The organism is Novosphingobium guangzhouense, from assembly GCF_002896965.1.
GTDB classification, from domain to species: domain Bacteria; phylum Pseudomonadota; class Alphaproteobacteria; order Sphingomonadales; family Sphingomonadaceae; genus Novosphingobium; species Novosphingobium guangzhouense.
On record NZ_LYMM01000090.1, the window covers coordinates 1 to 6,210 of the forward strand.

The following is a 6,210-nucleotide window of genomic DNA, read 5'->3' on the forward strand; positions in this document are numbered from 1 at the left end:
AACGTGCTGGTCGACAGTGATGGCCCGCGCGTATCGGTGATCGGCCTTGAAGACGTCATCGTCGTCGTCGACGGTGACGATATCATGATTACCACGGTTGCAGGCGTCCAGAAGGTCGGCAATCTTTTCGGTGCCAAGAATCAGTGAGTATCATTGTATGACCACAGCCCAGGATTGTTCTTCGCTGTCCATCCGGCAGGTAGAGAAGCCTTGGGGCAAGGCTGTGTTGCCTGCACCGTTCGAGGCGCCCGAAGGGCAGCGCATCGGTGAAATCTGGTTCGAGCCTCCCGCCGCTCTGCCCGAACTTCTGGTCAAGTACATCTTTACCAGCGAAGCGCTGTCGGTTCAGGTTCACCCGTCCGATGCGCAAACGCTGGCGAAGGGCATTGGCCGGCAGGGCAAGGAAGAATGCTGGCTGATCATCGCTGCCGAACCGGGCGCGAAGCTGGGCATCGGTTTCGACCAGGAAATCGGCGAAGACGCGATGCGCGCCGCTGCTCTGGACGGGTCGATCGAACACCTGATGACCTGGCATGAAGTGGTGCCGGGGGATTTCTTCTACATCCCGGCGAACACCGTGCATGCCATCGGTGCGGGCGTCAGCCTGATCGAAGTGCAGCAGAACAGCGACATCACCTATCGCCTCTATGACTATGGCCGCCCGCGCGAACTGCATCTGGAAGAAGGCATGGCCGTGTCTCATGGAGAGCCCTATTCGCGGGAAACCTGGCACAAGCGCGTGCCGCTTGATGCCTCGCAGGTGCTGGTGGACGGGCCGCTTTTCGTGCTGGATCAGGTGGCGGGTGTGCCCTCGCACGAAGTTGCCGCGCGCTATCCCGATGCGCTGCTGGTGATCCCGCGCGAAGGCGATGTCGAAGTGGCGGGTGAGTCCGTCGCTCCCGGAGGTTGCGCGCTGGCGATGACCCTCGACGATGTGCGATTTGCGGAAAACGGCCTGTGCCTGCTGGCGAGGCCCTGTAAAGTCACGACCTGACGGTGCATGACGGGGACATGATCGTCCAGACCATCCAGTTGGCGCTGACGCCTGTGTTCGTGCTCGTCGCCATCGGCAATATCCTCAACATCCTCTCGACGCGCCTTGGCCGCGTGGTCGACCGCGCGCGCACCCTGCAGGAGCGCTACGGCAGGACCGAAGGGATGGAGCACGACATGATCGTCAGCGAACTGCGTCTGGTGAACCGGCGCATGACGCTGATCACCCATGCGGTTCGCTTCATGGTGCTGTCGGCGCTGGCGATCGGCGTGACGGTGGCGGTGCTGTTCCTGTCCGGCCTTGGCGGGATGGACTGGCACGCGGCGGCGGCGCTGACCTTCCTGGCGGCGATCGTGCTGCTGCTGGTCGCGCTTGTTCTGTTCCTGCGCGAAACGCAGGTAGCGGCCGATGCGCTGCGCATTCCGACGGACTATCTGGAACTTCACCGCCAGATCTGACGCGTCATCGCCGCTGCGATTGGACTCTGCACACTTTGGCCTAGTCTCCCACGCGGGAGAGATGAACTATGGCGCATGGTGGGGCATTGCAGGAATGGAAGCGCGGCTGGCCGGTGGTGGTTGCGGCGATGGCGGGTTTCTCGTTCTTCTCGGTGCTGATTTCCGCTACCGGGTTGTTCATCGAACCGCTTGAGCGTGCCTTCGGGTGGGACCGGGCAACGCTGTCGATGGGACCGGCGATCGCGACCGGCGTGACCGCTCTGCTCTCGCCTTTCTACGGTGCGCTGATCGACCGGTTCGGATCGCGGCGGCTGGGCCTGCCGGGCGTCGTCGTGACGATGGGGGCAACCTGCATGTTCGCCTTCGCCAGTGGCTCCAAGCTGCAATGGGTGGTGATGTGGATCGCCTTCGGACTGATCCTCACCTCCATCAAGTCGACGATCTGGACCACTGCGGTGGCCGGCACTTTCGACAAGGGCAGGGGCCTTGCGCTGGGCCTTGCGGTAACTGGCCCGGCTATCGCGCAGACGCTGGTGCCGCCGCTTGGCAACTTCCTGATCGAAAGCTTCGGCTGGCGCGCGGCCTATGTGTGGTTCGGGCTCGGCTGGGGCGGAGTGACGCTGCTGCTGTGCTGGCTGTTCCTGCGCGACGCGCACGACCGCCGGCCTAAGGGCGGTGGCACCGTGCGCACCGTGCTGCCGGGCCTGCACAAGCGCGAGGCACTGCGCAGCGTGGCATTGCTGCAGGTGGCGGTGTCCTCGTTCGTGGTGATGATGATGACGATCGGGCTGAGCATCCACTTGTTCCCCATCCTGACGGAAGCGGGCGTCGCGCGCGGCGAAGCGGCATGGCTGCTCTCGCTGGGGGGCATCGCCGGGATCGTCGGCAAGCTGGTGACGGGCGCACTGCTTGACCGGTTCCGGCCCAACTGGACGGGCAGCCTGACGATGGGGGTGACGGCGGTAACGTTCGTGGTGCTGATCCGCTTCCTTGATTCGATGCCCGCCCTGATCGCGGCACTGGTCATCAACGGCTATGCGGCCGGCTCCAAGACCCAGATCACCGCGTTCCTCACTGCCGGATATGCGGGGATGCGAAACTTCGGGATGATCTATGGTGCCATGTCGGCACTGGTGGCGCTGGCTTCCGGGCTGGGGCCATGGATCGCGGGCAAGGTCTACGATACCGCCGGCGGATACGAGCCCTTCCTTTGGGCCGGTGCGATCGGCTGCGTGCTGGGCGGCGCGCTGCTGCTGGCGCTGCCGCCGATGCCCCGCTGGGATGCGTCCGAGCCGGACGATCAGGCGGGCGCGGTATCCTGACCGTAGCGGGGGTCTGCATCCGCATCGTCCTTGCGGATGAAGCTGATCTTGCCTTCCGGCTCCAGGATGGCCCAGGCGATCTGGCTGAGGCTGGATATCCCGGCAAGGCGCATCTCGATCGCCAGTTCGCTGTCGTCGATCCGCTCCTCGTCAAGATTGCTCTTGAGCAGGCGGCCATCGCGCACCAGCACCACCGGGCGGCTTTCCAGCACGCGCCGCGCCTTTGGGAAACGATGGGATACAAGCCCCATCGCAAAGCTCCACGCGGCAAAAGTGAAGATCGCGAGCATCGCCCCGGTCAGTGAGAAATCCTGATGCGTCACGCCCTGCTGGATCAGGTCGCCCGTCACGATCAGCGAAACGAGTTCGAACGGGGCCATCTGCCCCAGTTCGCGCTTTCCCATCAGCCGCAGCAGGACGTAGACAAGCACGAACATCACCGAGGCGCGGATCACGATTTCCATCAGGGCACCTCGTTGGCGGCAGGGGCAGAAGCAGGGGCAGGGGCAGGGGCAGGGGCAGGGGCAGGGCCGGCATTCATGGCAGTACCGTCACCCCCACCGGCATCGAGACGAGAGGGCGAGTGCCGTCCTCCACCGTGATGAAACCGGACAGGGTGCGCAACGCGCGCGGCTGGATCTGGCCATCGAACTTCATGCGGAACGTCTCGCCCGCGCGCATCTTGCCGAAATGATGGGTGTAGCGGCCGTCCAGCGCCTCGACGCTTTCGGCATCGGGCGTCAGGGTATCGATGCTCATCCCGCGCCACAGCGGCTGGTCCACCGTGACCACAAGATCGGCGACGTCGCGCCGGGGCGTGATGTTGAGCACGGTTTCGAACCAGTTGCCGCTGCGCAGCACCGGCTCATATTCGAGCGTCGCGGTAGCCAGCGGCGTGCGGTATTCGGTAACGTCGGGCGGTCCGCCACCCAGCCAGCCAAGCAGGGCGCTGCCCAGTACCACCACGAATACCGCGGTGGCCAGCGGGGTGCGCCAGCGGGCAAGGCGTGGCACTTCGCAATGGAGCGGATCGATGCCGTAAGGGGCTGAGGAAGGCGCGTCGGCAGGCATGGCGCAAGAGAAATCCGCGCGCGCCGCCGCAGTTCCCGCGCATGAAAAACGGGGCGCCTTGCGACGCCCCGTCTTTGGTCTGGTTCAGTACAGAAAGGTCAGGCCGCCAGCTTGAACGGCTCGATCTCGCCCGAAAGGTACAGCTTCTTGGCCTTGGCGCGGCTGAGCTTGCCGGAACTGGTGCGCGGCAGGCTCTTGGGCGGGACCAGTTCGACCACGCAGTTCATGCCGGTGATCGAACGCACCTTGTCGCGGATCAGGTCGCGCAGTTCGACGCGCTTGACCGGATCGGAGACGCGGCAGTGGACGAGCACCGCGGGGGCTTCCTCGCCATTGTCCGTCTCGACCGAGAAGGCCGCGATGTCGCCGTGGTTGAAGCCCGGCAGCTGTTCCACGGCCCATTCGATATCCTGGGGCCAGTGGTTCTTGCCGTTGATGATGATCATGTCCTTGGCGCGGCCGACGATGAACAGGTAGCCATCGGTCATGTAGCCCATGTCGCCGGTATCCAGCCATCCATCGACGAGGCAGGCCGCCGTCGCTTCGGGATCGCGGAAGTAGGAATGCATGACGCTGGTGCCACGACACCAGACCTTGCCGATCTTGTGATCGCCAAGCGGCTGGCCGTCTTCGCCCCGGATCACCACTTCCATGTCGCGCACGGCCTTGCCGCAGTTGACGATGGCGCGGTAGCGGGCCGGGCGGCTGAGATCGCGCGGGGTGCCCGAAAGGCGTTCTTCCTCGACCAGTTCTACGCGGATGCCTTCGCCCGGCGGCATGACGGTAACCGCCAGCGTCGCTTCGGCAAGGCCGTAGCTGGGCAGGAAGGCCGTGGCCTTGAAGCCCGCATCGGCAAAGGCGTTGACGAAGTTCTGCATCACGTCGGGGCGGATCATGTCCGCGCCGTTACCGGCAAGGCGCCAGCGCGACAGGTCGAAGCGGTCGCTGACCGGGCTCTGGCTGGAGATGCGGCGGGCGCAGATATCGTAGCCGAAAGTCGGCGAATACGAGATCGAGGTGTCCTTGTTGCGCGTGATGAGGTCCAGCCATGCAAGCGGACGGCGCGCGAAGTCCTCGGTCTTGAGATAGTCGCCCGAAACCTGGTTGGCGATCAGCGACAGGAAGCAGCCGACAAGGCCCATGTCGTGATACCACGGCAGCCACGAGATGCAGCGGTCCAGCGGCTGCAGTTCCATGCCGTGGCTATGGCTGGCAAGGTTCGACAGCAGCGAACGGTGAGTGACGGCGACGCCGTGCGGGAAGCGGGTGGAGCCTGACGAATACTGCAGGTAACAGATATCGTCGGGATCGGCCTTGGGCAGTTCGACCGGCGCGGCGTCCTTCGCGGCGAAGTCCGCCCAGGTGGCGTGCGCACAGCCCTGTTTTTCAGCGGCGGCGGCGGTCATCGCGGCGATCTCGTCCGGGCCGACCAGCAGCACCGGGTCCGAGCTGGAAAGCTGGACGCCAAGCTGGTCGATGTAGTTGTCCTTGCCGCCGAAGCTGGTGGGCAGCGGCAGCGGCACCGGCCAGGCACCTGCATAGACCACGCCGCAGAACAGCGCTGCGAAATCCACGCCGGTTTCGGCGATCAGGGCGATGCGATCGTCCTTCTTCACCCCGCGCGCGATCAGCGCATAAGCGACCTTGAGCGCATCTTCGCGCAGCTCGGAGAAGGGATAGACGCGCGTAAGGGTGCCGCGCGGGTCATGGAAATTGAACCCGCGTTTGCCCCTGGCGGCATAATCCAGGGCATCGCCAAAGGTGGCGAAGTCGGCGAAAATACGCTCCAGCGTATCTTCGTTGGGGGTGGGGATAAGTGCCTGCCCCAAATTCGGCACCACTTCGATGGTGTCGGCCATATGATCTAACCCGTTGTAGTTATACCGTTACTCTCGCGAGACCGGCGCTTTTATCCGGATCAATCTGAACCGGAGTTAGCTGTGTTGCGTCCCTGATGCGGTCTCACGCACTCTCCCCAATCCAAGCCGACTGTGGCACGAATAGGGCAGCATGTCGGACAAGCGTCGTAATCCACAGCGTGGACCACAACCACTCAACCCAACCCGTCTGGAGGAACTGGCGCTCGCCTATGTCGCGCGTTTCGCCACGACGCAAGCCAAGTTGCGCGCTTATCTGCAGCGCAAGCTGAGGGAACGCGGCTGGTCCGAAGACGGCGCGCCCGATCTCAACGCTCTTGTCGAACGTTACGCGCAGAAGGGTTACGTCGACGATGCGTCATGGGCGCGGATGAAGGCAGGCAGCCTGCTGCGGCGCGGCTATGGTGCGCGGCGGGTGGGCGAGGCGCTGGGGCAGGCGGGGGTGGACGAGAGCCTGCGGGCAGAGACCCGGCCCGGCGCTGCCGAGC

7 protein-coding genes and 1 pseudogene are annotated in these 6,210 nt (G+C 64.6%); 5 read left to right on the top strand and 3 right to left on the bottom strand.

The genetic code is table 11. The features are described from left to right. From A8V01_RS29480 to A8V01_RS25710, 4 genes and pseudogenes are all read left to right on the top strand, one after another. Positions 1-147: pseudogene (locus A8V01_RS29480) on the top strand (mannose-1-phosphate guanylyltransferase); the annotation flags it as partial. 10 nt (positions 148-157) lie between these two features. Continuing rightward, a complete protein-coding gene (locus tag A8V01_RS25700; RefSeq protein ID WP_103099098.1) occupies positions 158-994 on the top strand; it encodes a class I mannose-6-phosphate isomerase in 837 nt (278 codons plus the stop codon). Positions 995-1,011: 17 nt separating this feature from the next. Beyond that, a complete protein-coding gene (locus A8V01_RS25705) occupies positions 1,012-1,452 on the top strand; it encodes a DUF2721 domain-containing protein (RefSeq protein ID WP_103099103.1) in 441 nt (146 codons plus the stop codon). Between the two features lie 68 nt (positions 1,453-1,520). After that, the gene (locus A8V01_RS25710) at positions 1,521-2,774 is read left to right on the top strand and encodes an MFS transporter (RefSeq protein WP_103099099.1); all 1,254 of its coding nucleotides are present in this window, start codon (positions 1,521-1,523) and stop codon (positions 2,772-2,774) included. On the opposite strand, the gene A8V01_RS25715 is transcribed toward A8V01_RS25710, so the two are convergent. The 3 genes from A8V01_RS25715 to A8V01_RS25725 all read right to left on the bottom strand — a co-directional run bounded on the left by A8V01_RS25715 (position 2,753) and on the right by A8V01_RS25725 (position 5,704). Continuing rightward, positions 2,753-3,238: a DUF421 domain-containing protein gene (locus A8V01_RS25715; protein WP_103099100.1), complete on the bottom strand. Its 486-nt coding sequence runs from the start codon at positions 3,236-3,238 to the stop codon at positions 2,753-2,755. The two genes, A8V01_RS25710 and A8V01_RS25715, sit on opposite strands and share 22 nt — an antisense overlap. A gap of 73 nt (positions 3,239-3,311) precedes the next feature. Continuing rightward, positions 3,312-3,845 carry a hypothetical protein gene (locus A8V01_RS28850; protein WP_170066076.1) on the bottom strand — a complete coding sequence of 178 codons (534 nt, stop codon included), beginning with the start codon at positions 3,843-3,845 and terminating at the stop codon, positions 3,312-3,314. A 98-nt stretch (positions 3,846-3,943) separates the two neighbouring features. Next, positions 3,944-5,704 (bottom strand): fatty acyl-AMP ligase, encoded by a 1,761-nt coding sequence (locus tag A8V01_RS25725; protein ID WP_103099102.1) that lies wholly within the window; start codon positions 5,702-5,704, stop codon positions 3,944-3,946. A gap of 151 nt (positions 5,705-5,855) precedes the next feature. Here A8V01_RS25725 and A8V01_RS25730 point away from each other — a divergent pair. Further along, positions 5,856-6,210, top strand: a 355-nt coding sequence (locus A8V01_RS25730; RefSeq protein WP_211295199.1) for a regulatory protein RecX, incomplete at its 3' end; no start/stop codon positions are given.